The organism is Halomonas sp. SS10-MC5, from assembly GCF_015992245.1.
Taxonomy (GTDB): Bacteria; Pseudomonadota; Gammaproteobacteria; order Pseudomonadales; family Halomonadaceae; genus Halomonas; species Halomonas sulfidoxydans.
The window spans coordinates 1,970,838-1,993,926 of record NZ_CP065435.1; the positions used below are offsets into that span (position 1 = coordinate 1,970,838).

Sequence of the window (23,089 nt, forward strand, 5' to 3'; positions counted from 1 at the left end):
GTCATCGACACTATGGTCCAGGTAACCGGGAGGCTCCAGCGTTGCCTGGTGCGCCGGCGACCCGGCACCATCGTTTGAGGAGCCGTAGGTCCAGGACCACTTAGGCGTTGTGCCAGCGGCGCGGCTAGGCGCCGCTGACATGCCCTCAGTGGCGTGGATCCCACAGCCGGCTGCCGGTGTCGGCTTCGTAGCCCATGCCGTGGGGCGAACTCACCAGCTCCAGTTGCATGCCCCAGGGCGCCATGAAGTAAACCCAGGTCAGCCCCTTCATGGGGCCTTCGGTAAAGGTCTTGGGTTCGCCCAACACCTCCAGTCCTTGCGCCTGGAGATAGGTCACGGCCGTATCCATGTTATCGACGTAGAAGGCGATATGATGTCCGCCGATGTCGCTGTTGCGCGGCTGCTCGGTGCGCTGGTCCGGGGCGGTGTACTCGAAGATCTCCAGATTGGTGCCGTTGCCGCAGCGAACGAGGTGGGCGGCGGGGATGGTGGCTTCGGCATGCACGTCGAGGTTCTGGGTCATCCAGTCGTCGTCGAAGGGGCCGAAGGGGCCGATGGTGAAGAAGGCTTCACAACCCATGACCTCGACGAAGAAATCCACCGCCGCCTGCCGGTCAGGCACGGTGAAGCCGAAGTGCTGGGTGCCGCGCATTCCCGGGAGTTCGGCTTGGACGGTATGACTCGTCAGTAGCGCTGCCAGGGCGGCCCCTACCCATTGTGTCTTGTTCATGGCATGTCTCCTTGTTATTGCCGTTGTTAATGGTGGCGTTGCCACCAGGGTGAAGACGGCAAGGAGCATGCCAAAGCGGAATCCACGAGGTAAGCTACTGTTTTCCATACCCGGGATGACAAAAGTGGGAGGGCAAGGGTGACCATGACGATACAGTGCCGTGACAGCTGTCACGTTACGCATATGCCACCGGCGTGCCATGTACCCGGCAACCTTGCCGAGGTGTGGGCATGAGGCGGGTGCGAAGAGCGGCCGGAGCGTGCCAGTATGGACGGGTCGCACTGCCAGGACGCTCTTCATGACCCGTTTGTTCAGGAAGCACTACCATCCGGCCGGTACGGCGCCGGGCACCCTGCGTGAACTGTCGCTGGAACAGGCTGGCCTGCTCGGCCCTGCCACGTTCCACCTGGCTCGTCGCGAAGCGGGGCGCTGGGGCGCGATGCAGGAGATCGAGGTCGCGGAGATTCCCGAGGCCGCCGCGGAGGGGCCGCTGTGCTGGCTTCACGTGCAGGGGCTGCCCGTGGCCGAGGAGCTGGAGCTGCTCGGCGAGCGGGTGGGCCTGCATCCGTTGGCCCAGGAGGACATCCTCAATGGTGGACAGCGGCCCAAGGTCGAGCGCTTCGACGATGGGCTGGTGGTCATTCTGGGCATTCCCGAACTCGACGAAGAGGGTGACCTGCATCTGTACCAGCTGTCGCTGTTCATGGGGGCCAACATCGTCGTCAGCGTGATGGGCGAAACGCTGGATCCTTTCGTGGTATTCCGGCGACGCCTCAAGGAGAGCGGCGGGCGCGCCCTGGGCGAGCCGGACGACCTGCTCTACGGCATGCTCGATGCCGCCGTCGATCATGCCTTCCCGGTGCTCGACAGCGTGGGTGAGCGAATCGAGGAACTGGAACTCGAGATTCTCAACCAGCCGGACAGCTCGACGCTGGAGCGCCTGCATGGCTTGAAGCGCGAACTGATCATGCTGCGGCGTTACCTCTGGCCCACCCGTGAGGTCATCAACCAGCTGTTGCGCGATCATAACGACCTGTTTACGCCCGATACGCGGCTGTGGATGCGCGACGTCTACGACCATACGGTGCAAGTGATCGACCTGGTGGAGAGCTACCGCGACATGACGGCGAGCCTGCTCGACGTCTATCTCTCCAGCATGAGTCACCGGCTCAACGAGAGCATGCGCAAGCTCACCATCGTTGCCACCGTGTTCATGCCGCTGACCTTCATTGCCGGCGTCTACGGCATGAACTTCGCGCATCCCACCAGTCCCTTCGCCATGCCAGAGCTCGGCTGGTACTGGGGCTATCCTGTCGTATGGGGGGTCATGATCGCCGTCGCCGTCGGCATGGTGGTGTGGTTCAAGCGCAAGCGCTGGTTCTAGGCGCTGCAAGGAAAGGGCCTGCATGGAACTTCTCGCCGAGACACGTCACTACCCCGACCGCGTGCTGACCGACCGCCACGGGTTTCACCAGCTGCTGCTGGGACTCGACGGCGCGCTGGAACTCGAGTCGGCCGGGCGGCTCGTGCACGTGACGCGCGGCGTGCTGGCTCCGGTGGCCAGCGGCGAGGTGCATCACTACCTGGCACCGGGAGCCAACCGCGTGCTGGTGCTCGACCTGCCCGAGGCGTGGTGCGAGGCGTTGGCATTCGAAGGGCTGATGCGGGGGCAGGCGCGGCGTTTGCCGGAGCGGCTGGTGGCGCAAGGGAAGGGGCTTGGCGGCTCGGGCCAGGCACTGGCCGGCTGGCTGCAGCAAGTGCTTGCCGCCGGTGGCCGGCGTTTGGCGCCACCGCGGCTGAAGCTGCTCGAGCTGCTGCCCGCCATGCGCGGCGACCTGGCGCATCCGTGGCGCGTAGGCGAGATGGCCCGGCGTTGTCATCTGGCCGAGGCCGTCTTCGCCCGCCAGTTTCGCGCGTTGACCGGGCAATCGCCCCACGAGTGGCTGGTGCACGAGCGGCTGGCGCTGGCTCGCGAGCTGCTGCGAGTCGACGATGCGTCGCTCACCGAAGTGGCCCAGGCCTGCGGCTTCGCCGACAGCGCCCACTTTTCGAAGACCTTCCGCCGGCATCATGAGGCATCGCCCAGCAAGTGGCGCCGGCTGGCGAGGGTGAGGGGCGCTGCGTCCAGAGGTCAGGATTCGACAAGCGACCGCGTCACCTGAAGGGCATGCTCAGGCCTCGATGTTGTTGACGAGGTCATCGCATGTTCGCGCTCTCCCACCGTCAGGCCACGGCCATCGGGGCCACCACCATTCTCAACTGGGCGCTGCTCGCCACCCTGACCCAGCTCTCCGGGCCGGTGCCGCCGTTCCTGCTCACCGGGCTGGCGTTCGGCATTGCCTTCCTGTGCTTTCTGGCTTGGAGCCTCGCGCGGCACGAGTCGTTCGTCGCGCCGTTGCGCCAGGCCCCTTCGGTGTGGGCGCTGGGTGTCGGCGGGTTGTTCGGCTATCACGCACTCTATTTCGTCGCCCAGCAGAACGCACCGCCGGCCAACGCGGGGCTGATCAGCTATCTCTGGCCGCTGCTGATTGTGCTGTTCGTCGGCCTGCTGCCGGGCGAGCGGTTGTTGGCACGGCACGTGGTGGGCGGGCTGCTGGGCTTCGTCGGGGCGGCGCTGCTGATCGGCGGCGACCTGGGCGCCGGGGGCAGTGCGCTGGGCTATGGCGCCGCCTTCGCCTGTGCCCTGGTGTGGAGTGGCTACTCGGTGCTGTCGCGGGCCAAGAAGGCGGTGCCGACCAGCGCCGTGGGCGGCTTCTGCCTGGTCACGGCGCTGCTGGCCTTCGCCTGCCACGGGCTCTTCGAGGCGACCCGCTGGCCCCAGGGCAACGAGTGGTTGGGCGTCCTCGGCCTGGGCCTGGGGCCGGTGGGCAGTGCCTTCTTCACCTGGGACATCGGCGTCAAGCACGGCGACCTGCACTTGCTGGGGCTGCTGGCCTACGCCACGCCGTTGCTCTCGACGCTGGCGCTGATCATGGCCGGCTATGCGCAGGCCACCCCCCTGCTGGCGCTGGCGGCAGGCGTGATCACCCTGGGCATGCTGATCGGCAGCGGTGCGCTTTCCCGACGCACGCCTGTCCCCGCCTGACCCTCATGCCTCGTCCTCATCGCGCTTCGCTCGGTGGGGGCGGCGATCCTTGGTCGCGACCGGGCGGAAGCCGTCGCCGAACACGGCATCGAGATCGAAGGTGGAGTGCTGGCCGATGGCATCGAAGTGTTGTTCGAGCCACAGCTCGGCCCAGCCGCGGCCCTGGCGATACAGCCGCGAGACGAAATCCCACTGGGCGTTGAACTTGCTGGAGGCGGAGAGCTGTTCCACCTCCTGTTCGGCGTGGATCAGGTGCAGGCGCATGGAGCGGTAGCGCTCCACCTCCAGGCCTTCGGCATCGATCAACTGTTGCAGCAGCTGGATGCTGCGCAGCTCCTTGATCAGGCTGGTGTTGAAGGTGATCTCGTTGATGCGGTTGATGATGTCCCGGGCGCTGTCGGGCAGTTTCTGGCGTACCAGCGGGTTGACCTGCACCACCACCAGGTCCTGGCAATCCATATCGTCCACCAGCGGGAAAAGCGCCGGGTTACCGCTGTAGCCGCCGTCCCAGTAGGCCTCGCCGTCGATTTCCACCGCGGGAAACATGAACGGCAGGCAGGCCGAGGCCATCACCGTATCCACTGAAATTTCCGGTTGACGAAACACCTTGGCCCGGCCGGTCCGGACATTGGTGGCGGTGACGTATATCTTGGCCCGGCGGCAGGCGTTGACACGCTCGAAATCCACCAGCTTGCACACCAGATCCCGTAGCGGATTGATCTTCAGTGGGTTGAGCTTGGCCGGGGCGATGAGCTGGGTCAGGCTCTCGAACATCAGATAGCCCGGCGAATGATCGAGGCTGCCGGTGCCCGTCAGCCAGTCCCATGGCGCCGGCTGAATGGGTGAGAGTCGTGCGGCATCGCTGACCCCACGCCAGAAGCGGCCAAGCGCCTCGCGTGCGCCCTGGCGGCCGCCGCGGTGCAGGCCATCGGCCAGCACCACGGCGTTCATCGCCCCCGCGCTGGTGCCGCTGATGCCATCGATCTCCAGCCGTTCCTCTTCCAGCAGCCGGTCGAGTACGCCCCAGGTCAAGGCGCCGTGGGAGCCTCCGCCCTGTAGTGCGAGGTCGATGTGCTTGCGTTCATCCCTGGGCATGCCATCTCCTGTGTCGTTGATGTTGCGTTGCAGTGTAGGAGGCTCATGGCGGCCATGCCCGTTAGCGTTGTGCAAGCGCGTCAGGATGGCCGTTGACCTGTCGAGGGTTGAACTAAAGTCTAAGAAAAGGGATAATTTGAAAAACCATTCCATAAACGTGCCGGAGGCGGTACCTCAGGGGCCGTAGCGAACCATGACCACACTGCGTTTTTCCACCATCTGGGATCTTCCGCTGGCGGCTCGTCGCGAGGCCGACGAACCCCCGACCGCTCCGACTGCCGAGCGCTTCCTGACCATCTGGGACAGCCCGCGTCTCACCACGTCGACCAAGGGCAAGCGCCCTCCGCGCAAGCTTGCCAAGTTCTACCTCTGACGCCCCGAAGCCACGCCGCAAGCGGCGATGGCAACCATCGACAGCGCCCATGCCGTGCGGCATGGGCGCCTTGGCTTGCGCCGTGGTGGTCGGCGCGGCAGCGTTCATGAGTCGCTTGTGCTATCGGCAGCGTGTAGCTTGGCCAGTGTCGTGACCAGCCGCTGACAAAGAGCGTCCAGGCGTTCGCGCTGGCTTTCGTCCGCCAGCTGGCCATCCTCGCCGAAGGCCTGGGCAGCGCGCGGTACGGCCAGCGGGCTGGGGAGCACGGTCACGCCGAGGTTACTGAGCAGTTGGCGGATCAGCGCCAGGCTGCGCATGCCGCCCAGCGCGCCCGGTGAGGCGGAGACCACTGCCGCCACCTGGTCGGTGAACAGGGCCAGGCCGCTGCGCTCACCGTCCGAGCGCGACATCCAGTCCAGCGTGTTCTTCATCAGCGGCGTGATGAAGCCGTTGTACTCCGGCGAGGCCAGCAGCAGGCCCTGATGATCGGCAAGCAAGCCCTGCAGACTTCTAGCACTGGCCGGCAGGCCCTCGCGGTTTTCCAGATCGCCGTCGTAGAGGGGCAGCGGGTAGTCGCGCAGGTCGATGAAGGTCGCCTGGCCGCCGGCATGCTCGACCCGTTCGGCGGCCAGGCGGGCCAGGCGCTTGTTGAAGGAGTTCTCTCTGGCACTGCCGGCGAAGACCAGGATGCGCGGTGGGGTGGAGGTCGTCATGGGCGAAGCATTCCTTTTTGTAGGTGGTCGGTCAGTGGCTCTCGGGGTGTCATTCCCGCCAGGGCAAGGGCGGTGGCTCCAGGCGCTCGCCGGCGTACTGGGGAATGTGCCCGAAGCGTTCGCTGCCGGCTTCCCAGTCGCGCTGGGCCTCGATGATCTCGGCCTTGCTGTGGCCGACGAAGTTCCACCAGATCAGGATCTCCTCGCCCAGCGGTTCGCCGCCGACCAGGATCGCGCGTCCGCCTGCGGGCAGCTCGAGAGCGAGCTGGCGGCGCCCACGACCCAGATAGGCCAGCTCGTTGGTGGCGAAGTGTTCGCCTTCGATGCCGAGCTCGCCTTCCAGCGGCAGCAGACCGTATTCGAAGTCCTCGCGCAGCGGCAGTGCCAGCGAGCCGCCGGAGGCTGCCGCCAGGTCCAGGCCCACCAGCGGCGAGAAAGCCAGCGTCGGTGCCCGCTGGCCGGCGAACTCGCCGGTGAGCAGGGTCAGCTCGACGTCTCCCTCGTGCCAGCGGGGTAACTGCGGATAGTGGTCGAAGCGCGGCTCGGTGCGGCGGTTGGCTTCGGGCAGGGCGATCCAGAGCTGGGTGGCATGCAGGTGCGACTCGCCGGGTACCGACTCCTCGGTGTGGCTGATCCCGCGGCCGGCCGTCATCAGGTTGACCTGGCCGGGGCGGATCACCTGCTCGTTGCCCAGGCTGTCGCGGTGCAGCACTTCCCCCTCGATCATCCAGGTGAAGGTCTGCAGGCCGATGTGCGGGTGGGGACCGACGCGCAGGCCGCGTGCGTCGCCCTTGAATACCGCCGGGCCGGCATGATCGAGGAAGCACCAGGCACCGATCAGGCGTCGATGGCGAGAGGGCAGCACACGGTTGACGGGGATGCCGCCGACGTCGGCCGTGCGCGGCGCGACGTGCTGCACCTGACGCTTGCCGTCGACGATGGGGCAGTCCAAGGAGGAGGAGAGATCGGCGTCGTTGACGAGGTTGCTCATTGTCGTTTTCCAAGGAAGAACGCAGTGGGAGGGGCAGTCAGGCTGGTTTCAGCATAGGTTCTCGCTTGCGGCACTGCCCGTCGGGGTTGGCCATGGCTAACGAAACAGCCAGGGCGCCACCAGTTTCACCACCCGCGGCATGATGGCGTAGACCACCAGGCCCACGATGGTGGCGGCCACCAGGCCGTGACGGATGCCCCAGGTGTCCAGCGCCGGTAGCAGGCCGAAGAGCGGCAGCCACAGCAGCGGCACGATCATGGTCAGGGGCCAGATCACCGCCGTGGTCACCAGCCACTGTTTCCAGCGCGTCGGCTGCTTGCCGGCGGGCGTGGGCGGGGTGAACCAGTAGTCGATGCCGCTGACGATCTCCACCCGCTCGGCCTGTTGCAGGTCGGGCTGGATGGTCCCCATCAGCTCGCGGCGCTCGGGCGACTCCCGCCAGCGCCGGGCGTCGGCGTCGCTGGCGAAGCGCACGGCGATCTCGTAGTCATGATGACCTTCGGGAGGACGCAGGATGTGCACTCCCTGATGGCCGGGAAAGCGGCCGGCCGCCTCGATGATCTGGCGCAGCCAGGTTTCGTAGCGAGCCCTGGCCTCGGGCCTGACCCGGTGGTGGATCTGGATCGTTGCCCCCTCGCAGTGAGCCGAAGGGGCGGGTTCGGAAACGGACATGGGGAGCCTCCACGGCGGTGGGTAGTCAGTTGAGTAGAGCCCGGCAGAAGCCGGGCCCTGTTACCTCAACGCTTGTGCGCCAGGCTCTGCTGCTCGTAGCTCTGGATCAGGTTGGCGTAGGCGGGCAGGTGGCCGGCCAGCAGGCCACCGAAGCCCTCGATGTCGTTGCGCCAGTCGCGGTGCAGCTCACAGCCGACGCCGAACCAGGTCATCAGCTGGGCACCGGCCTGCGACATGCGATCCCAGGCCGCCTCACGGGTGGTTTGGTTGAAGGTGCCTGAGGCGTCGGTGACCACGAACACCTCGAAACCTTCCTCCAGCGCCGAGAGCACCGGGAAGGCGACGCACACCTCGGTCACCACGCCGGCGATCAGCAGCTGCTTCTTGCCGGTGGCCTTGACCGCTGCGACGAACTCCTCGTTGTCCCAGGCGTTGATCTGACCGGGGCGCGCGAAGTAGGGCGCATCGGGGAAGGCTGCCTTGAGCTCGGGCACCATCGGGCCGTTGGGGCCGTCCTCGAAGCTGGTGGTGAGGATGGTGGGGATCTCGAAGAACTTGGCGATGTCGGCCAGGGCCAGCACGTTGTTCTTGAAGTCGTCGGGGCTGAAGTCGCGCACCAGCGAGAGCAGGCCGGACTGGTGGTCGACCATCAGCAGGGCGACATCGTCCTTGTTCAGGCGGTTGTAGGTAAAGGACATCTCGTTTCTCCTTGGCTTTCTCGAGTGAAGCGCCCGGTCAGGGGGAGCCGGGCGCGGTTGGGGGCGGCAGGCCGCTAACCCTCCAGGCGTCCGAACTTGCCGGCCTGGAAATCGGCAAAGGCCTGGTGAATCTCGGCCTCGCTGTTCATCACGAAGGGGCCGTAGCCCACCACCGGTTCGTCCAGGGGCACCCCGGCGAGCAGCAGCAGCTTGGCGTCGTTGTTGGCCTCCAGGCGTATCTCGTCGCCCCGGCGCTCGAAGCACACCAGGCCGGCGTCACGTACCAAGGCATCGCCGTTGACTTGTACCGTTCCCTCGAGCACTACCAGCAGCGTGGTGTGTCCCTCGGGAACTCTCAGGGTCGTCTCGCCGCCCGGCGCGAGGCGCAGGTCCCACACCTCGATCGGGGTGAAGGTGTGGGCCGGTCCTTCCTGGCCGCCGTACCTGCCGGCGATCACCCGCAGTTCGCCGGCGCGGCCGGGCAGTGCCACGCGGGGAATGTCGGCGTCGAGCAGCGTCTGGTAGGCCGCCGGTGCCGACTTGTGCTCGGCCGGCAGGTTGACCCACAGCTGCACCATTTCCAGGGTGCCGCCTTGCTGCGTGAAGTCGCTGGAGTGGAACTCCTCGTGGACGATGCCGGCCCCGGCGGTCATCCATTGCACGTCACCCTCGCCGATACGTCCGCCGCTGCCGGTGGAGTCGCGATGCTCCAGTTCACCCTGGTAGACCAGGGTCACGGTCTCGAAGCCGCGGTGTGGGTGAGCGCCGACGCCCCGCGGCCGGCTTGCCGGGGCGAAGTCGTGCGGGCCGGCATGGTCGAGCAGTAGAAAGGGGCTCAGGTGGTCGGCGCCGAGGCGGTCATAGGCGAACAGCGAGCGCACGGGGAAGCCGTCGCCGACCCAGTGGCCGCGTGGGGCGCCATAGATACCGTGGATCTTCTTCATGGTTGGGCTCCTGCATGGATTGGGCGTTGACCCGATACAGGAAGCTTATGAGGAGAACGAAGGCGGCAGTAGAGGGTATAATTTACACGCTGCGTTCTATAAACAGGACAATGAGAACGAGATGATATGCAGGATCTGAATGATCTCTATTACTTCGTGCAGGTGGTGGATCATGGCGGTTTCGCCCCGGCCGGACGCGCCCTCGGCATCCCCAAGTCGAAGCTGAGCCGGCGTATCGCCCAGCTGGAGGAACGGCTCGGTGCCCGGCTGATTCATCGTTCGACGCGCCATCTGTCGGTCACCGAGCTGGGCCAGGCCTACTACCGCCACTGCGCGGCGATGCTGGTGGAGGCGGAGGCCGCCGAGGAGTTGGTCCAGCGCAATCTGGCGCTACCGCGTGGCACGGTGCGGCTGAGCTGTCCGCCGAGCCTGCTGCACTACCTGATCACTCCGCTGCTGGTCCGCTTCATGGCCCAGTGTCCCGACGTGGAGGTACAGGTGGAGGCCACCAGCCGCCGGGTCGACGTGATCAGGGAGGGCTTCGACATGGCCATCCGCGTGCGCTTTCCGCCGCTCGAGGACAGCGATCTCTCGATGAAGGTACTGTCGCGCAGCCCCCAGCGCCTGGTGGCCGCACCCGCCCTGTTCGAGGCGTGGCCGATGCCGCGGGCGCCGGGCGACCTGGCCGGTTTGCCGAGCCTCGACTTCGATCAGGTGGGCAGGCAGCATGACTGGGCGCTCGACGGCCCCGAGGGCGCGACGGCTGAGATTCGTCACCACCCCCGTCTGGTCACCGACAATGCCGAGACGCTGCACCAGGCCGCGCTGGCGGGCCTGGGTGTGGTCAAGCTGGCGCTGCTTGTGGCAGGGCAGGACCTGCAGGCGGGGCGTCTCGTCGATGTGCTACCGGGCTGGGAGCCGCGGGGAGGGATCCTGCACGCCGTCTTTCCGTCGCGGCGCGGCGTCCTTCCCGCGGTGCGGGCATTGCTCGACTTCCTGGCCGAGAACATCGACGAGATCGACTTTACCAGCCAGACCGCCCTGGCCGTGGCGATGAAGGAAGATGGGGCATGATGCCGCTAGCTCAGCACAGCCGTGTGCCGAGCAGCAGCAGCGACGCATCGGCGTTCTGCCAGCCCCACCACACCAGGGCCAGGGCGACACCGAGAGCCAGCAGGGCGGCAAGCCTCACCAGTTGAACCCGGCTCATGCCTGGGCCTCCTGAATGGCAGCGCGCTTGATGGGGGCCTCGCTGATGAACCAGTGCAGAAGGGCGGCTGCCACGGAGAGCAGGATGGCGAGCTTCCAGACCACGTCGTAGTCGCCATGCTGGTCGTAGAGCATACCGCCGAGCCATACGCCGGTGAACGAACCGACCTGGTGAAACAGGAAGACGATGCCACCGAGCATGGAGAGGTGGCGCACGCCGAACACCGAGGCCACGATGCCATTCGTCAGCGGCACCGTGGAGAGCCACAGCAGGCCGATGGCGATGCCGAACAGGTAGGCGCTGGCCGGGCTCAGCGGCAGGAACACGAAGGCGGCGATCACCGCGCCGCGGGTCAAGTAGAGCCAGCTGAGCAGGCGGGGCTTGGAAAAGATGCCCCCCAGCCAGCCGGCAGTGTAGGTGCCGAAGATGTTGAACAGCCCGACCAGCGCCAGGGTGGTACTGCCCACCTGTACGGCCAGACCGTTGTCGAACAGGTAGCCGGGCAGGTGCACGCCAATGAACACCACCTGGAAGCCGCATACGAAGAAGCCCAGGCACAGCAACCAGAAGCCGCGGTGTCCGGCGGCCTCGTCCAGCGCAGCGCGCAGCGAGAGATCCGTCGCCTGACGAGCGGAGGGGCGGTCCTTCAGCATGGCGCCGAGCGGCACCATCATGGCGGCCAGGGCGCCCATCGCCAGCAGCGCGGCCGACCAGCCGAGCCAGCCGAGCAGGCCCAGGGTGCCCGGCAGCATGGCGAACTGGCCGAACGAGCCCGCCGCGCTGACGATCCCCATGGCCATGCTGCGTTTCTCGGGTGCCACGGCGCGGCCGACGGCGCCGAGGATCACCGAGAAGGTGGTACCCGAAAGCCCCAGGCCGATCAGCAGCCCGGCAGAGAACGACATGCCCAGCGCCGACTCGGAAAGCCCCATGAACAGCAGGCCGAGGGCATAGAGCATGCCGCCGACGGCGACCACCCGGGCCGCACCGAAGCGGTCGGCCAGCGCGCCGGTGAAGGGCTGGGCGAAGCCCCAGATGAGGTTCTGCAGCGCCAGGGCAAAGGCGAACACTTCGCGCCCCCAGCCCAACTCACTGCTCATCGGCTCAAGAAACAGGCCAAAGCCATGGCGCAGCCCCATGGCCAGCGAAATGACCAGGCTGCCGAGCAGGATCAGCAGCAGCGAGTGGCGGCGAAGGGCGTCCATGACTCGTCCTGTTTGCAGACTAATGAATACGGCACTATCGCGCTTTCGCGACAGGCTGGCAATGTCGTCGAACGGCGACAGGTTTGTAGCCGCCGTGCCACATGTGTAAATGCTGCGTGATTCGCTATCATGAACAGTGTTCGTCAACCTGGAGATACGTCATGTCACGGCGCCTGTTGTTTCCTTTCCTTCTGATCCTGGCTGCCCTGCTGGTGGCGGGCTGCAGCTACCAGCCGGCACGTATCAAATCCGAGCCGCTGGTCATCATCGACGATGGCCATGGCGGGCATCACGGAGGCGGCTTCTGTCCGCCGGGGCAGGCCAAGAAAGGCCGCTGTTGAGCCAACGCCTCCCAAGGCGGGCTAGACTGATCAGTAACAATGACTTCGCACGGAACCGAGGGGCGTCCCAGGCTCTTGACCCCATGAGGTGAATTGGCATGAAAACGTCCCTGCGCTTGCTTACCCTGGCCTGCGTGCCTCTCATGCTGGCCCTGGCCGGCTGCAGTTACTCGCCGGCACGCATCACGCCCGAACCTCTCGTGGTGGTGGACGGCTCCCATCGCCACTATCACGGGGACGGGCACCGTCACCGGCACCACGATCGCTACGTGGAGCGCCATTACTACCACGATGATAGGCGTTATCGCGACGGCCGCCGCTATCGCGATCGTTATCGTCACCGTGGAGGCTTCTGTCCGCCGGGGCATGCCATGAAGGGAAACTGCTGACCGCTTGTCCGCGAGCGGTGCCAACGGTTTCGTCCCGCTTCATGTCGGAGTAGGGTAGGTGTTACCCCTGACTGAACGGACCCCAAGAAACCGTCATGGCTCTTCTCGACCTGCGCACCTCCAATCTGGGGCACGAGCATGTCGCGCATGCCCATTCGCATCACCAACTGATCCTGGCGACCTGCGGCACCACCGAACTCGCGATCGAGGGCGTCGGCGATCGCGTCACCGGCGGCCGCGGCTGCCTGATTCCCTGCGCCCACCATCATGAATACCAGGGCGACGGGCGTAACCGAACGCTGGTGCTCGACGTGTCGCTTGCCGCCCTGGGCGACCGGCGCGACGGCGACAGCTTGCAGCGCTTGTTCGAGCGCCCGCGCTTCTTTCCCGTGTCGCCCCGCCTCAATCATCTTGCTGTCACGCTGATGGCACAGCTCGAGCAGTTCCCGGCGCTGCATAGCGAGATCGCCGCCTTGCTGCTGCGCGCGCTCTATCTTCAGCTCGAGGACGAGCTACCCACCGGCACGACCGCGTCCCTGGCCGGCTGTCGCTCCGGCGAGCGGATCGATCTTCAGCGCCTCAACGCCTGGATCGATCGGCACCTGGCCGACGAAATCCGCGTCGACCAGCTGGCGGCGCTGTGCGCGCTCAGTCCGGGTCATTTCCATGCTCTGTTTCGCGACTTGACCGGCGTCACGCCGGTGGCGTATGTCCAGCAGCGCCGGCTGGATCACGCCCGGGCCCTGGTCCGACACAGCGGCCTGAGCCTGGGGCATGTGGCGTCGCTGGTCGGCTTTCGCGACCAGGGCAGCTTCAGCCGCGCCTACCGGCGCCATTTCCAACTGTCTCCCTCCACCGAGCGTCGCGATCGCTGAGCCTGGGGCAAGAAGAGAGGAGCCGCGGGCAAATGCGGGGGCAGGTCTCCCCCTAGGCTGGAAGGGAGACCCCAAAGCACAATCACAACGAGGTGGATCATGTCCCCGAAGTCGCTGCCCCGCCTGGCCGCGCTCGCCGTGCTGCCGTTGGCCGTCGCCGGCGCCGATGCCCAGGCGCAGTCCCATGAAATGGCCATTGCCACGCTGTTGCCCGAGGACATGGGCAACAATGAGGTCTATCCCGCGCTGGTGCACTTCAAGAACCTGGTCGAGACCCGTACCGACGGTGACGTGGAGGTGGTGATCTTCGGCGGCGGACAGCTCGGCTCCGAGGTGGAGACCGCCTCGGAAGTTCAGGGCGGGCGCACCCTGCAGTCGACGATCATCACTACGGGGGCGATGTCCTCCTTCTATGACGACTACCAGTTGATGACCGCCCCCTTCCTGTTCGACAACTGGCGCCAGGCCTGGGCCTTCTTCGACAGCGAGTGGTTTGCCGACTTCATGTCCGGCACCATCGAGGAAGCCGACATGCGCTACCTGGGCACCTTCGACGACGGCGGCGGCTTCGTGGCGTTCACCAACAATGAGCGGCTGATCGAGACGGTCGAGGACCTGGAAGGGCTCAACATCCGTACCGAGGAGAACCCGGGGCACGTCGCCATCATGAAGGCGCTGGGCGCTTCGGCCACGCCGCTGCCGTGGGGCGAGCTGATCACCGCGCTGGAGACCGGCCTGGCCGACGGTCAGTTCAATGCGCCGGTGCTCAATACCACCTTCAACTTCGACGAGGTGACCGACTACACCACGCTTACCGGCCACGTCTACAACAGCGCCGCCTGGCTTGTCAGCGAGGAGTGGTTCCAGGGGCTGAGCGAGGAGCAGCAGGCCGCCATCGTCACTTCGGCGCGCGAGGCCATCGAGCTCTCCCACGGCATGTCGGGGGCGCTGGCCACCGCCAGCTGGGAAGAGTCCTGCGAGCGCTTCGAGGCGTGTTACATCATGCCGCCCGAGCAGCGCGAGCGAATGGCCGACGTCGCCCGGCCGGCCTGGAAGGCGTGGATCGTGGATGACTTCGGCATCGAGGCCGAGCGGGTGGATGCCTTCCTCGACGAGGTAGCTCGGGTGGGGGAGGAGGTGTCACGGACGGACGTGTCGGTCTACGGCCAGTAACCCACCGCTCTGCCTGCTCAACGTCGCCCCATGGCCAGCAAGCCCGGTCATGGGGCCCTTCGAGGCTTTCCGATGCCATTCCTCCAACCCCTGCGTCGCCTGAGCGACACGGTCAACCAGGCGGCAATCGTGATCTGCGTGGCCTGCGTGCTGATCATGCTGGGCATCTCGTTCACGGCGTTTCTCTACAAGCTGGCCACGGGCAGCTCGCTCAGCTGGACCTATTCGCTGGCGCGTCTGTTCCTGCCCTGGATCGGCTTTCTCTCGATGACCATCTCGCTGCGCTACGGTGAACATGTGGCGATGACGCTGCTGGTGCGCAGCCTGCCGCGGGTACTGCTCAAGCTCGCGGCCGGTCTATGCCTGGCGGTGATCGGCGTGTTCGGTCTGCTGCTGCTGTGGTACGGCAGGGACTATTTCCTCGGTGCCTCCCAGGTCTACATGGTCTCGGATCGCATCCAGATCCCCGGCAAGTTCACTGCCGTCGTGATGCCCGTCAGCGGTGCCATCATTCTGCTCCACCTGGTTCAGGGTTTCGCGCTGCTCGAGCATTTCATCGACGACGAGACGGCCATCAAGGAGCTGATCGAGACCGTTGACACCGAGACCACCGAAACGGAGGAGCACGCATGACGCCTGCGATCCTGACCTTCGCCATCCTGCTCCTGATCGGCGCGCCCGTCGCGGTGGTAATGGCGCTCTCCGGCCTGGCCGGCGGTTATGCCATGGGCGGCGAGCGCATGCTCGGGATCATCGCCGACCGCATGTTCTCCGGTGTGTCCGGCTTCCTGCTGATTGCCGTGCCTTATTTCATCTTCACCGCCGAGCTGATGAACCAGGGCGGGCTGACCCACAAGCTGATCGCCTTCAACAATGCCCTGTTCGGGCGCGTGCGTGGGGCGCTCTCCCACGTCAATGTCTCGGTCTCGGTATTCTTCGCCGGCCTTACCGGGGCGGCGATCACCGATACCGTGGCGATCGGCAAGATCATGATCCCCGAGATGAAGCGCCAGGGCTACGACGCCGAGTATGCGGCAGCGATCACCGCCTGCTCGTCGATCATCGGGCCCATCATCCCGCCCAGCGTGGTGATGGTGGTCTACGCCACGCTGCTGCGCGACATCTCGGTGATCGACCTGTTCGCCGGCGGTATCGTCCCGGGTCTGCTGATGGCGCTGGCACTGCTCGGGGTCAGCTTCTACCTGGCCTGGAAGCGCGGCTATCCCAAGCAGACGCCGACGCCCATCAAGGTGGCGATGCTGTCGTTCCTGGCGGCGCTGCCGGCGATGATCGTGCCGCTGATCATCCTGGGCGGCATACTCTCGGGCCTGACCACCATCACCGAGGCGTCCGGGTTTGCTGCGGTCTATGCCATTGCGATCGGCGTGCTGCTCTACCGCAACCTCGACTGGAGGAAGATCTGGCACGCGCTGGTGGTGACGGTACGCTTCTCCGGCGTGGTGTTCTTTCTGCTCGCCACTTCGGCGGTGCTCGGCTGGTTCGTGACGCGCTCGGGGATCGCCCGCGATGCGGCAGGGCTGATCACCACCTTCAGCGACTCGGCGTTCCTCCAACTGATGCTGGTGTGTGTGCTGCTGATCCTGATCGGTACCGTGATGGACGTGCTGCCGGCGCTGGTCGTGGTGGCGCCGGTGCTGGTGCCGGCGATGATCCAGCTTGGCTTCGATCCGCTACACTTTGCCATCCTGATGATCGTGGTGCTCAATATCTCCAACGTGACGCCGCCGGTGGGGATGACCCTGATGACGGCGGCACGCATCGCCAACGTGCCCTACGAGCGGGCGATCCTCGCGTCTCTGCCGTTCTACGTGGCGTTCCTGGCGGTGATCTTGCTGCTGGCGGCCTTTCCGGCACTCTCTACCTGGATTCCCTCGCTGCTTGACTGAGGAATGCGAATGCAAGGACCGACACGATGAAGCTTTTCTACCATCCCGACCAGGCATCCCACGCGCCCGGCGCCTTCCTGGTGCGTGGCCAGCTCACCGCTTCCCCCGAGGGACCGGTGCGAGCCGAGCTGTTGGCCAAGGGCCTGGAGACAATGGGCCTCGTGCTGCACGAGCCCGAGGATATCGACAGCCCGCGGCTGCGCAGCCGCCTGGCAAGCATTCACACGCCGCGCTACCTGAGTTTCCTCGAGACCATTCATGCCCGCTGGCGCGAGCTGCCGGGGGCCTCCGAACTGGTGATGCCCAATATCCACCCATGCGGCGGCGGCCATCACTACCCGCGTCATCCGGTAGGGCAGGCGGGCTGGCATCTCCACGACATGGCGTGTCCCATCGGTGCCGACAGCTTCCGCGGCATCCTGGCCAGCGCGGCCACGGCCCAGGCGGCGGCCGAGGCGCTGATCGGTGGCCACGGCACCACCTACGCACTGTGTCGCCCTCCGGGGCACCACGCCGGGCCGGACCGGGCGGGTGGCTTCTGCTTCCTCAACAACTCGGCGCTGGCGGCCATCGTGCTGCGCGAGCACTTCTCGCGGGTCGCCATTCTCGATGTCGACCTGCACCACGGTAATGGCACCCAGGACATCTTCTATTATCGGAACGACGTCTGGACCGGCTCGCTGCATGTCGATCCCGCCGATTTCTACCCCTTCTTCTGGGGCGGGGCCAATGAGGAGGGCATGGGCGAGGGGCTGGGTGCCAACGTCAACCTGCCGCTGCCACTGGGCAGCGATGGCGCCGCCTTCCTCGAGGCGCTGGAGGTATTGATCGCGCGCCTGGAAGCGTTTCGTCCCGAGGCGGTGGTGATCGCGCTGGGACTGGACGCCCATCGTGACGACCCGCTGGCCGGCATGACGCTCGAGACCGCGGATTTCGAAGCGGTCGGCCGACGCTTGGCTCAGTTGGCCCGGCCCGTCGTGCTGGTACAGGAGGGCGGCTATCCCACTGAGCACTTGGGCGACAACCTGGCCGCCTTCATGAATGGCTTCAGCAGCGGCTGACGTCAGGCCGCGGACGTGCAAGTATTCGCTGTTCGACCCAATTCACTTCCATCGAGAGAGACGACATGACCATTCAGTACCATCACAGCAATGCCCGCATGAGCCAGATCGCCGTGCACAACGGAACCGTCTACCTGGCCGGCCAGGTACCGAGCGACGCCACGGCCGACATGCGTGGCCAGACCGAGCAGGTGCTGGCGCGCATCGACGAGCTGCTGGCCGAGGCCGGCAGCGCCAAGGAGCACCTGATCTCGGCCCAGGTGTGGGTCACCGACATGGCGGAGTTCGATCAGATGAACGCGGCCTGGGAAGCCTGGGTGGTGCCGGGCCGCCCGCCGGTGCGCGCCGCCCTCGAGGCCAAGCTGGCCAAGCCTGAATGGAAGGTCGAGATCATGGTGGTCGCGGCGCTGCCGGAGGCTTGAGATGCGTATCGTCACCGCCGAGGAAGTCGCTGGCGCGCTGCCCTGGCCGGCGCTGGTCGAGCGCCTGGCATTGACGTTCCGGGAGGGCGTGGAGTCACCGCCGCGCCATCACCATGCCATGCAGCGGCCCGACGGCGAGGCCACCATGCTGTTGATGCCGGCCTGGGAGCGGGCCGGCTATATCGGCGTGAAGATGGTCAATGTCTTTCCGCAGAATGCCGACCATGGCCTGCCGGCCATTGCCGGCGTCTACCTGCTCAGCGAGGGCGCCCATGGGCGCCCGCTTGCCTGCCTCGACGGCAGCGAGTTGACCCGGCGGCGCACCGCGGCGGCCTCGGCCCTGGCCGCTCGCGAGCTGGCTCGGGAGGATGTCGAGACGCTGCTGGTGGTGGGCACCGGCAAGCTGGCGCCCATGGTGATCGAAGCCCATGCCGCGGTGCGTCCGATCAAGCGCGTGCGAGTCTGGGGCCGCAACCCGGAGAAGGCACGACGGTTGGCTGCCGAGTACGCCGACAGGTTCGATTGTGCGGCGGTCGAGAATCTCGAGGCGGCCGCCCGTGACGCCGACCTGATCAGCTGCGTCACGCTCTCCAGCGAACCGCTGATACGCGGCGAGTGGCTCGCGCCCGGCACCCATCTCGACCTGATCGGCGCGTTCCGCCCCAGCATGCGCGAAACCGACGCCGAGTGCCTGCGGCGTGGCGAGGTGTACGTCGATACCTATGCCGGCGCCCGGGGCGAGGCGGGCGACATTCTCCAGGCGATCGACGAGGGGGCGTTCGCTTTCGACGACATTGCCGCCGAGCTGGCGGAGCTGCTGCGTGGCGAGAAGGCCGGGCGCCGCTCGGCCGAGGCGATTACCGTGTTCAAGTCGGTCGGCGCTTCGCTGGAAGATCTGGCGGCGGCCATCGAGGTCTGGGAGCAGTTGGAGAAGCGTGCATGAAGCGTCGAACAGGCTTTTACTGGCATGAGCGCTGCTTCTGGCACGACCCGGGCGCCATCGGCGTGTTCTCGGCGCCCGGCGAGTTCCTGCAGCCCCAGCCTGCCTCGGAGAGCCCCGAGAGCAAGCGCCGGCTGAAGAACCTGCTCGAGGTGTCGGGGCTGATCGACGAGCTCGACGTGCGCAAGGCGTCGCCGGCGAGCCGCGAGGACCTGGCGCGCTTCCATACCGGGCGCTACCTGGACGAACTCGAGGAGGGCGAGCTGACCCGGGGCGGCGACGCCGGCGAATGCGCGCCCTTCACGCCGGGCAGCCTGGCGGCGGCGAAACAGTCGGCGGGCCTGGCAATCGCCGCGGTGGAGGCGGTGGCCACCGGCGAGCTGGCCAACGCCTATGCCCTGTGTCGGCCGCCGGGGCACCATGCCGAAGCCGATCGCGGGCGTGGTTTCTGCCTGCTCGGCAACATTCCGGTCGCGGTGATGCGGGCCCGGGCGCTGGGGCAGGTCAGGCGCGTGGCGATCCTCGACTGGGACGTGCACCACGGCAACGGCCAGCAGGAGGCCTTCTACGACGACCCCGATGTCCTCACCGTGTCGATTCACCAGGCCGGCAATTATCCGCTGGACAGCGGTGACTTCGAGGAATTGGGCGAAGGCGCGGGGTATGGCGCCAATCTCAACCTGCCGATGCCGCCCGGCAGCGGCATCGACGCCTACCGCTACGCCATGCAGGAGCTGGTGCTGCCCGCCATCGGCGGCTTTGCCCCCGACCTGATCGTGGTGGCCTGCGGCTATGACGCCTGCGGCAAGGATCCGCTGGGCAAGATGATGCTCAACAGTTCGGCCTTCGCCGCCATGACCCAGCAGCTCAAGGCCTTGGCGGCGCGCATCAGCGACGGCAAGCTGGTGATGATCCACGAGGGCGGCTACTCCGAAGGCTACGTGCCGCTGTGCGGGCACGCGGTGATCCAGACCCTGTCGGGCAGTCGCATCGAGGTGCCGGACCCGCAGAACGACGAGATCGCCGCCTGGGCCTACCAGTCGCTGCAGCCGCATCAGCGTGCCCTGATCGACGGCTGGTGCGAGGGCTGGCGGCGTGCCGCTCCGCTCTGAAACAACCTATCAGAACCGACGAGGACGATATGACGCCGCTCTATGATCGAGATGGGTGGATATGGCGGGACGGCGAGTGGTTGCCATGGCGAGAGGCGCAGAGCCACCTGCTGACACACACCCTGCATTACGGCATGGGCTGCTTCGAGGGCGTGCGCGCCTATGCCGGGGCGCAGGGAACCCACCTGTTCCGCGTTGCCGAGCATACCCGGCGTCTGCTCGACAGCGCCCACGCGCTGGACATGCCGGTCGCCTTCGACGAGGCGACGCTGATTGAGGCCCAGCGCCAGTGCCTGGTGCGCAACGAGCTGCGCAATGCCTACCTCAAGCCCACCGTGTTCTTCGGCGCGGAAGGTCTGGGGTTGCGTGCCAAGGGGCTCTCGGTGCACGTGATGATCGCCGCCTGGGACCTGGGCGACTACATCTCGGCGGAGGCGGCTTCGCTCGGCCTGCGGGCACTGACCTCCTCCTGGGCGCGGCACCACGTCAACATCAGCCTGTGCCGGGCAAAGACTAACGGCCACTACGTCAACTCGATGCTGGCGCTCAATACCGCCGTCAAGGCGGGCTTCGACGAGACCATCATGCTCGACCCCGAGGGCTACGTGGCCGAGGCCTCCGCGGCCAACGTCTTCCTGCTGCGCGACGGCGTGCTGCACACGCCGGAGGTGACTTCCTGCCTGCAGGGCATCACTCGCGACTGCGTGATTCAGTTGGCGCGCGACGTGCTGGGCATCGAGGTGAGGGAGCGGCGTATCACCCGCGACGAGCTCTACATCGCCGACGAAGCCTTCGTCACCGGCACCGCCGCCGAGATCCTGCCGCTGCGGGAGCTCGACGGGCGCCATGTCGGTGCACGCGCCGGCGCGCCCCTCCCGGGGCAGCCGATCGCCGAGGATTCCGTGACGGCGAAGCTTCAGCAGCTCTATCGTCGAGTCACGCGAGCGGAACTGGCTGGCGATCTGACTGCCTTTCGTGCCTGGTTGACCCCCGCCTGAGCCATTCGTCCGAGGGTGCCCTCCGCTTCGAGACGCGCATCGCCATATATAGACTGCTAATATGGCCGCACTTCGACGACAGTGGGGTGCCATGACTCAGGCAATCGGCTTACTGGTAACGCTGCTAATGGCGATGGGCATGGCGTGGGGAGCCGCCGCGCTGTGGTTTCGCCTGCCCGGATCGCGAAGCCGACGACGGCTGGCCGTGGCCTGCTGGGGCGCGGCGGCCCTGGTCCTGTTGCTGCTGGGAGGACAGGGGCAATGGTGGGCGAACGGGATCCAGGTGCTGTTGCTGTTGCTGCTGCTGATCTGGTGGTTCCGGCTGCGGCCGACTCACGATCGGCCCTGGTCCGATGACGTGGCCTATCTGGCCACCGGCGAGCTGCAGGGCAGCCACTTGATGCTGCATCACGTGCGCGATTTCGACTGGCGAACCCGCGACGAGGCCGAGGTGCACTGGGAGGCGCGCCGCTACGACCTGGAGCGCCTCGATTCGGTCGACATGATCGTCTCCAGCTGGGGGCGACCGGGCGTCGCCCACGTGATGGTCTCGTTCGGCTTCGAAGGGCAGCAGTTCGTGGTCTTCTCGGTGGAGGTAAGACGCCTGAAGGGCGAACGCTTCTCCGAAATCGGCGGCTTCTTTCGCCAGTATGAGCTCGCCATCGTGGCGGCCGACGAGCGCGACGCGGTGGGCCTGCGCAGCAAGGTACGCGGCGAGCGGGTGTCGCTGTTCCGGCTGCGCATGCCGCAGGCTGCCATGCGTTCGCTGCTGCTCGCCTACGTCGAGGAGGCCAATGCGCTCGCCAAGGCGCCGCGCTTCTACAACACCATCACCGCCAACTGCACCACGCTGATCTTCGCCATGGCGCGCGGCATCGGGGCCCGCCTGCCCCTCGACTACCGTCTGCTGGTGACCGACCGGCTGCCGGGCTACGCCTTCAAGGTCGGCGGGCTGTGGCCCGGCTTCACGCTTTCCGAGCTGGAGATGAAAGGGCGTATCGATGACCAGGCGCGCCGAGTGCATCGCGCGACCGATTTCTCCCAGCGCATTCGTCAGGGGGTTCCGGGCTGGGAGTCGCTGGATCGAGCGTCTCTGGCGCAGGATCCGTAGGCGCAACAAAGAGCGCCACGGGCGCGGAGCCTCGTGGCGCATGTCTCCCTGGGCATGTGCAATGCCGCTTCGGTAAAGCTTCCTTGCCCGCATCCGTGTCGCAGCTCGACAGTGTCCCTTGTCTTCCTCCCCCTGGCGGGGGCATGTACCTTTATCCCATCAACTGATGACATGGCCATGACGGCGCGGTGAAAACGGTCGGACAAAGGCATATCGAAGCCTAGTCGTCCTGGGCCGATTCTTCCAGTGAGCGGAGCAGGCCGCGCAGCAGCGAGAGCTCCTTGCGGGTGGGCTGAGCCCGAGCGAACAGCGCCTGCAGCTGGGCTTCGGTGCGGGCATGGGGCTGGGTCAGGAAACCGCTGGCCTGCATCACCCGGCTCAGATGGGCGTGGAAGTGGTCGAGCTGCTCGCGGGTCGGCCGGCGCTCCTCGGCGGGGCGCGGTTGGCAGTGGTCGCTCTCGGGTCGCCGGCGCCAGGCCTTGAACGTCTCATAGGCGAGCACCTGAACCGCCTGGGAGAGATTTAGGATGCCGTAATCGGGATTGGCCGGGATGCTGACCTGATGGCTGCAACAGCGAATCTCGTCGTTGGTCAGCCCGAAGCGCTCGCGACCGAACACCAGCGCCACCGGATCGTCCTCCGCATGGGCGACGAGCTCACGGGCCATTGCCTCGGGTTCATCGAAGTGGGGCAGCGGCAGGCTGCGCAGCCGGGCACTGGCCCCCACCACCTGCACGCAGTCGGCGATGGCTTCCTGAAGAGAGCCGACCACGCGAGCGTTGTCGACCACATCCTCGGCGCCCGCGGCGAGGCGCGAGGCCTCGCTGTCGGGAAAGCAGCGCGGATTGACCAGCACCAGGTCGGTCAGGCCCATGGTCTTCATGGCCCGCGCCGAGGCGCCGATGTTGCCGGGGTGATAGGTCTGGACGAGGACGATACGGATATTGGCGAGCATGTAGGCAAGACGGAAGAGTGAAGAAAGCAGACTGGCGCGTAGCGCCCCCTTGAGGAACATATTCTACCTGGCCTTGAATTCTTGCTCCT

The 23,089-nt window shown here is 66.4% G+C and carries 27 protein-coding genes; 17 read left to right on the top strand and 10 right to left on the bottom strand.

Annotation, left to right across the window (positions count from 1 at the left end):
* Window positions 1–145: 145 nt before the first annotated feature.
* Window positions 146–730: a VOC family protein gene (locus I4484_RS09280; protein WP_197450661.1), complete on the bottom strand. Its 585-nt coding sequence runs from the start codon at window positions 728–730 to the stop codon at window positions 146–148.
* A gap of 298 nt (window positions 731–1,028) precedes the next feature.
* Here I4484_RS09280 and corA point away from each other — a divergent pair, with 298 nt between their 5' ends.
* Genes corA through I4484_RS09295 form a run of 3 tightly spaced genes read left to right on the top strand, consistent with a single transcriptional unit; the run spans window position 1,029 to window position 3,815 of the window.
* The gene (gene corA, locus I4484_RS09285; RefSeq protein WP_197450662.1) at window positions 1,029–2,114 is read left to right on the top strand and encodes a magnesium/cobalt transporter CorA; all 1,086 of its coding nucleotides are present in this window, start codon (window positions 1,029–1,031) and stop codon (window positions 2,112–2,114) included.
* 22 nt (window positions 2,115–2,136) lie between these two features.
* Window positions 2,137–2,892: an AraC family transcriptional regulator gene (locus tag I4484_RS09290; RefSeq protein WP_197450663.1), complete on the top strand. Its 756-nt coding sequence runs from the start codon at window positions 2,137–2,139 to the stop codon at window positions 2,890–2,892.
* A gap of 41 nt (window positions 2,893–2,933) precedes the next feature.
* Entirely contained in the window at window positions 2,934–3,815 is an 882-nt protein-coding gene (locus I4484_RS09295) for a DMT family transporter (protein WP_197450664.1), read from the top strand.
* A 3-nt stretch (window positions 3,816–3,818) separates the two neighbouring features.
* Here the strand turns inward: I4484_RS09295 and I4484_RS09300 are convergent, their stop codons facing one another.
* Entirely contained in the window at window positions 3,819–4,910 is a 1,092-nt protein-coding gene (locus tag I4484_RS09300; RefSeq protein WP_197450665.1) for a patatin-like phospholipase family protein, read from the bottom strand.
* Window positions 4,911–5,103: 193 nt separating this feature from the next.
* On the opposite strand from I4484_RS09300, the gene I4484_RS09305 reads away from it, so the two are divergent.
* Complete coding sequence (locus I4484_RS09305) at window positions 5,104–5,283, top strand: hypothetical protein (RefSeq protein ID WP_197450666.1); 180 nt, start codon at window positions 5,104–5,106, stop codon at window positions 5,281–5,283.
* Between the two features lie 104 nt (window positions 5,284–5,387).
* Here the strand turns inward: I4484_RS09305 and I4484_RS09310 are convergent, their stop codons facing one another.
* The 5 genes from I4484_RS09310 to I4484_RS09330 form a co-directional block, all read right to left on the bottom strand.
* The gene (locus I4484_RS09310) at window positions 5,388–5,996 is read right to left on the bottom strand and encodes an NADPH-dependent FMN reductase (RefSeq protein WP_197450667.1); all 609 of its coding nucleotides are present in this window, start codon (window positions 5,994–5,996) and stop codon (window positions 5,388–5,390) included.
* Window positions 5,997–6,045: 49 nt separating this feature from the next.
* Window positions 6,046–6,987, bottom strand: a complete 942-nt coding sequence (locus I4484_RS09315; RefSeq protein WP_197450668.1) for a pirin family protein — start codon at window positions 6,985–6,987, stop codon at window positions 6,046–6,048.
* A 96-nt stretch (window positions 6,988–7,083) separates the two neighbouring features.
* Window positions 7,084–7,659 carry an antibiotic biosynthesis monooxygenase gene (locus I4484_RS09320; RefSeq protein WP_197450669.1) on the bottom strand — a complete coding sequence of 192 codons (576 nt, stop codon included), beginning with the start codon at window positions 7,657–7,659 and terminating at the stop codon, window positions 7,084–7,086.
* Window positions 7,660–7,724: 65 nt separating this feature from the next.
* A complete protein-coding gene (gene ycaC / locus I4484_RS09325; RefSeq protein WP_197450670.1) occupies window positions 7,725–8,357 on the bottom strand; it encodes an isochorismate family cysteine hydrolase YcaC in 633 nt (210 codons plus the stop codon).
* Window positions 8,358–8,431: 74 nt separating this feature from the next.
* A complete protein-coding gene (locus tag I4484_RS09330) occupies window positions 8,432–9,301 on the bottom strand; it encodes a pirin family protein (RefSeq protein WP_197450671.1) in 870 nt (289 codons plus the stop codon).
* 126 nt (window positions 9,302–9,427) lie between these two features.
* On the opposite strand from I4484_RS09330, the gene I4484_RS09335 reads away from it, so the two are divergent.
* On the top strand, window positions 9,428–10,375 hold the full coding sequence (locus I4484_RS09335; RefSeq protein WP_197450672.1) for a LysR substrate-binding domain-containing protein: 948 nt from the start codon (window positions 9,428–9,430) through the stop codon (window positions 10,373–10,375).
* Window positions 10,376–10,385: 10 nt separating this feature from the next.
* Here I4484_RS09335 and I4484_RS20975 read toward each other — a convergent pair whose 3' ends face one another.
* Together I4484_RS20975 and I4484_RS09340 are read right to left on the bottom strand one after the other, a co-directional pair.
* Entirely contained in the window at window positions 10,386–10,511 is a 126-nt protein-coding gene (locus I4484_RS20975) for a hypothetical protein (RefSeq protein ID WP_267956287.1), read from the bottom strand.
* Window positions 10,508–11,716 carry an MFS transporter gene (locus I4484_RS09340; protein WP_197450673.1) on the bottom strand — a complete coding sequence of 403 codons (1,209 nt, stop codon included), beginning with the start codon at window positions 11,714–11,716 and terminating at the stop codon, window positions 10,508–10,510. Before I4484_RS09340 ends, I4484_RS20975 begins: the two co-directional genes overlap by 4 nt.
* Before the next feature lie 161 nt (window positions 11,717–11,877).
* Here I4484_RS09340 and I4484_RS09345 point away from each other — a divergent pair, with 161 nt between their 5' ends.
* The 12 genes from I4484_RS09345 (at window position 11,878) to I4484_RS09400 (ending at window position 22,045) form a co-directional block, all read left to right on the top strand.
* Entirely contained in the window at window positions 11,878–12,057 is a 180-nt protein-coding gene (locus I4484_RS09345) for a hypothetical protein (RefSeq protein WP_197450674.1), read from the top strand.
* Between the two features lie 98 nt (window positions 12,058–12,155).
* Entirely contained in the window at window positions 12,156–12,446 is a 291-nt protein-coding gene (locus tag I4484_RS09350; RefSeq protein WP_197450675.1) for a hypothetical protein, read from the top strand.
* Between the two features lie 95 nt (window positions 12,447–12,541).
* Entirely contained in the window at window positions 12,542–13,321 is a 780-nt protein-coding gene (locus tag I4484_RS09355) for an AraC family transcriptional regulator (RefSeq protein WP_197450676.1), read from the top strand.
* 99 nt (window positions 13,322–13,420) lie between these two features.
* Window positions 13,421–14,494 carry a TRAP transporter substrate-binding protein DctP gene (gene dctP / locus I4484_RS09360; RefSeq protein ID WP_197450677.1) on the top strand — a complete coding sequence of 358 codons (1,074 nt, stop codon included), beginning with the start codon at window positions 13,421–13,423 and terminating at the stop codon, window positions 14,492–14,494.
* 72 nt (window positions 14,495–14,566) lie between these two features.
* Window positions 14,567–15,127, top strand: a complete 561-nt coding sequence (locus I4484_RS09365) for a TRAP transporter small permease (RefSeq protein ID WP_197450678.1) — start codon at window positions 14,567–14,569, stop codon at window positions 15,125–15,127.
* On the top strand, window positions 15,124–16,401 hold the full coding sequence (locus I4484_RS09370; RefSeq protein WP_197450679.1) for a TRAP transporter large permease: 1,278 nt from the start codon (window positions 15,124–15,126) through the stop codon (window positions 16,399–16,401). The genes I4484_RS09365 and I4484_RS09370 overlap by 4 nt, the downstream gene beginning before the upstream one ends.
* A 26-nt stretch (window positions 16,402–16,427) precedes the next feature.
* Window positions 16,428–17,462, top strand: a complete 1,035-nt coding sequence (locus I4484_RS09375) for a histone deacetylase family protein (protein WP_197450680.1) — start codon at window positions 16,428–16,430, stop codon at window positions 17,460–17,462.
* 65 nt (window positions 17,463–17,527) lie between these two features.
* On the top strand, window positions 17,528–17,884 hold the full coding sequence (locus tag I4484_RS09380) for a RidA family protein (protein WP_197450681.1): 357 nt from the start codon (window positions 17,528–17,530) through the stop codon (window positions 17,882–17,884).
* A gap of 1 nt (window position 17,885) precedes the next feature.
* On the top strand, window positions 17,886–18,827 hold the full coding sequence (locus I4484_RS09385; RefSeq protein WP_197450682.1) for an ornithine cyclodeaminase family protein: 942 nt from the start codon (window positions 17,886–17,888) through the stop codon (window positions 18,825–18,827).
* On the top strand, window positions 18,824–19,936 hold the full coding sequence (locus I4484_RS09390) for a class II histone deacetylase (RefSeq protein ID WP_197450683.1): 1,113 nt from the start codon (window positions 18,824–18,826) through the stop codon (window positions 19,934–19,936). The genes I4484_RS09385 and I4484_RS09390 overlap by 4 nt, the downstream gene beginning before the upstream one ends.
* 29 nt (window positions 19,937–19,965) lie before the next feature.
* The gene (locus I4484_RS09395; protein ID WP_197450684.1) at window positions 19,966–20,934 is read left to right on the top strand and encodes a branched-chain amino acid transaminase; all 969 of its coding nucleotides are present in this window, start codon (window positions 19,966–19,968) and stop codon (window positions 20,932–20,934) included.
* A gap of 91 nt (window positions 20,935–21,025) precedes the next feature.
* Complete coding sequence (locus I4484_RS09400; protein WP_197450685.1) at window positions 21,026–22,045, top strand: DUF4105 domain-containing protein; 1,020 nt, start codon at window positions 21,026–21,028, stop codon at window positions 22,043–22,045.
* Between the two features lie 220 nt (window positions 22,046–22,265).
* Here I4484_RS09400 and I4484_RS09405 read toward each other — a convergent pair whose 3' ends face one another.
* Window positions 22,266–23,000 (bottom strand): RNA methyltransferase, encoded by a 735-nt coding sequence (locus tag I4484_RS09405; protein WP_197450686.1) that lies wholly within the window; start codon window positions 22,998–23,000, stop codon window positions 22,266–22,268.
* Window positions 23,001–23,089 lie beyond the last annotated feature (89 nt).

Bases quoted from the DNA above. Each gene is read 5' to 3' on its own strand.
- I4484_RS09290 (WP_197450663.1), top strand. From the start codon at position 2,137: ATGGAACTTCTCGCCGAGACACGTCACTACCCCGACCGCGTGCTGACC.
- I4484_RS09370 (WP_197450679.1), top strand. From the start codon at position 15,124: ATGACGCCTGCGATCCTGACCTTCGCCATCCTGCTCCTGATCGGCGCG.
- I4484_RS09295 (WP_197450664.1), top strand. From the start codon at position 2,934: ATGTTCGCGCTCTCCCACCGTCAGGCCACGGCCATCGGGGCCACCACC.
- I4484_RS20975 (WP_267956287.1), bottom strand. From the start codon at position 10,511: ATGAGCCGGGTTCAACTGGTGAGGCTTGCCGCCCTGCTGGCTCTCGGT.
- I4484_RS09330 (WP_197450671.1), bottom strand. From the start codon at position 9,301: ATGAAGAAGATCCACGGTATCTATGGCGCCCCACGCGGCCACTGGGTC.
- I4484_RS09350 (WP_197450675.1), top strand. From the start codon at position 12,156: ATGAAAACGTCCCTGCGCTTGCTTACCCTGGCCTGCGTGCCTCTCATG.
- ycaC (WP_197450670.1), bottom strand. From the start codon at position 8,357: ATGTCCTTTACCTACAACCGCCTGAACAAGGACGATGTCGCCCTGCTG.
- I4484_RS09390 (WP_197450683.1), top strand. From the start codon at position 18,824: ATGAAGCGTCGAACAGGCTTTTACTGGCATGAGCGCTGCTTCTGGCAC.
- I4484_RS09355 (WP_197450676.1), top strand. From the start codon at position 12,542: ATGGCTCTTCTCGACCTGCGCACCTCCAATCTGGGGCACGAGCATGTC.
- I4484_RS09395 (WP_197450684.1), top strand. From the start codon at position 19,966: ATGACGCCGCTCTATGATCGAGATGGGTGGATATGGCGGGACGGCGAG.
- dctP (WP_197450677.1), top strand. From the start codon at position 13,421: ATGTCCCCGAAGTCGCTGCCCCGCCTGGCCGCGCTCGCCGTGCTGCCG.
- I4484_RS09385 (WP_197450682.1), top strand. From the start codon at position 17,886: ATGCGTATCGTCACCGCCGAGGAAGTCGCTGGCGCGCTGCCCTGGCCG.
- I4484_RS09400 (WP_197450685.1), top strand. From the start codon at position 21,026: ATGACTCAGGCAATCGGCTTACTGGTAACGCTGCTAATGGCGATGGGC.
- I4484_RS09300 (WP_197450665.1), bottom strand. From the start codon at position 4,910: ATGCCCAGGGATGAACGCAAGCACATCGACCTCGCACTACAGGGCGGA.
- I4484_RS09320 (WP_197450669.1), bottom strand. From the start codon at position 7,659: ATGTCCGTTTCCGAACCCGCCCCTTCGGCTCACTGCGAGGGGGCAACG.
- I4484_RS09345 (WP_197450674.1), top strand. From the start codon at position 11,878: ATGTCACGGCGCCTGTTGTTTCCTTTCCTTCTGATCCTGGCTGCCCTG.
- I4484_RS09280 (WP_197450661.1), bottom strand. From the start codon at position 730: ATGAACAAGACACAATGGGTAGGGGCCGCCCTGGCAGCGCTACTGACG.
- I4484_RS09365 (WP_197450678.1), top strand. From the start codon at position 14,567: ATGCCATTCCTCCAACCCCTGCGTCGCCTGAGCGACACGGTCAACCAG.
- I4484_RS09305 (WP_197450666.1), top strand. From the start codon at position 5,104: ATGACCACACTGCGTTTTTCCACCATCTGGGATCTTCCGCTGGCGGCT.
- corA (WP_197450662.1), top strand. From the start codon at position 1,029: ATGACCCGTTTGTTCAGGAAGCACTACCATCCGGCCGGTACGGCGCCG.
- I4484_RS09315 (WP_197450668.1), bottom strand. From the start codon at position 6,987: ATGAGCAACCTCGTCAACGACGCCGATCTCTCCTCCTCCTTGGACTGC.
- I4484_RS09335 (WP_197450672.1), top strand. From the start codon at position 9,428: ATGCAGGATCTGAATGATCTCTATTACTTCGTGCAGGTGGTGGATCAT.
- I4484_RS09405 (WP_197450686.1), bottom strand. From the start codon at position 23,000: ATGCTCGCCAATATCCGTATCGTCCTCGTCCAGACCTATCACCCCGGC.
- I4484_RS09380 (WP_197450681.1), top strand. From the start codon at position 17,528: ATGACCATTCAGTACCATCACAGCAATGCCCGCATGAGCCAGATCGCC.
- I4484_RS09340 (WP_197450673.1), bottom strand. From the start codon at position 11,716: ATGGACGCCCTTCGCCGCCACTCGCTGCTGCTGATCCTGCTCGGCAGC.
- I4484_RS09375 (WP_197450680.1), top strand. From the start codon at position 16,428: ATGAAGCTTTTCTACCATCCCGACCAGGCATCCCACGCGCCCGGCGCC.
- I4484_RS09310 (WP_197450667.1), bottom strand. From the start codon at position 5,996: ATGACGACCTCCACCCCACCGCGCATCCTGGTCTTCGCCGGCAGTGCC.